Origin of the sequence: Nonomuraea lactucae (assembly GCF_003313395.1) — a bacterium.
GTDB lineage: Bacteria > Actinomycetota > Actinomycetes > Streptosporangiales > Streptosporangiaceae > Nonomuraea > Nonomuraea lactucae.
On record NZ_QNFZ01000364.1, the window covers coordinates 1 to 769 of the forward strand.

The following is a 769-nucleotide window of genomic DNA, read 5'->3' on the forward strand; positions in this document are numbered from 1 at the left end:
CGGCCCAGCGCGGCGAGCGCGCCCGCCCGCAGGCCGTGCGCGTGCACGACATCGGCCCCCGCGGTCAGCCGCCTGACGGCGAGCACGGCCCGGACGTCGTCGAGCGGATGGGGCCGGTCCGAGACGGGCACGTGGACGAACCGGGCACCGGCGCCGGAGAAGGAGAACCGCTCCTCGACGCTCCGCGGCCCCACCACCAGGACCTGGTGCCCCCGCCGGAGCAGCCCCTCGGCCAGCATCCGCACGTGCCGGCCCGTACCGCCGGACGTGGTGCCCAGGACGAATGCCACCCGCACTGCCGTTCCCTTCCTCGCAGCCCCGCCGGGCCCTGCCTCACAGGCCCGATCCGGCTCCTCACCTCGCCACGCCCACGCACCGCTCCAGGGCCCCGACTCATCCCTCAGGCCCCGCCTCGCCACGCACATCCGACTGGCCGCGCACATCCGACTCGCCACGCACATCCGACTCGCCGCGCAGGTCCGACTGGCCGCGCAGGTCCGACTGGCCGCGAACACCCGGCTCGCCACGGACGCCCGAGGCACCGCGCACGTCTGACTCGCCGCGCGGGGCCGCCTTACCGCCACGCGCGAGCCTACCGGCCACCTCCCTGGCGTCATCCCGATCGACCAGCGCCGCCACCGACCCGCCGGCGGCCAGCGCCGCGATCGCGGCCAGCACGGCGGCCCCGACGTTGGCCAGGATGCTCCGAGCGTCCAGCACGGCCACCACCGCGGCACCCGCGAGGTAGCCGGCGAGACCGCCCGCGACC

General features: G+C 77.0%; 1 protein-coding gene and 1 pseudogene. Both read right to left on the reverse strand.

Translation table 11 applies throughout. The annotated features are described in order from the left end of the window. Positions 1-290: glycosyltransferase (locus tag DQW85_RS21975; protein ID WP_338043404.1), on the reverse strand; the 290-nt coding region annotated here is incomplete at its 3' end. Positions 291-393: 103 nt separating this feature from the next. Further along, positions 394-769, reverse strand: a pseudogene (locus DQW85_RS21980) (hypothetical protein); the annotation flags it as partial.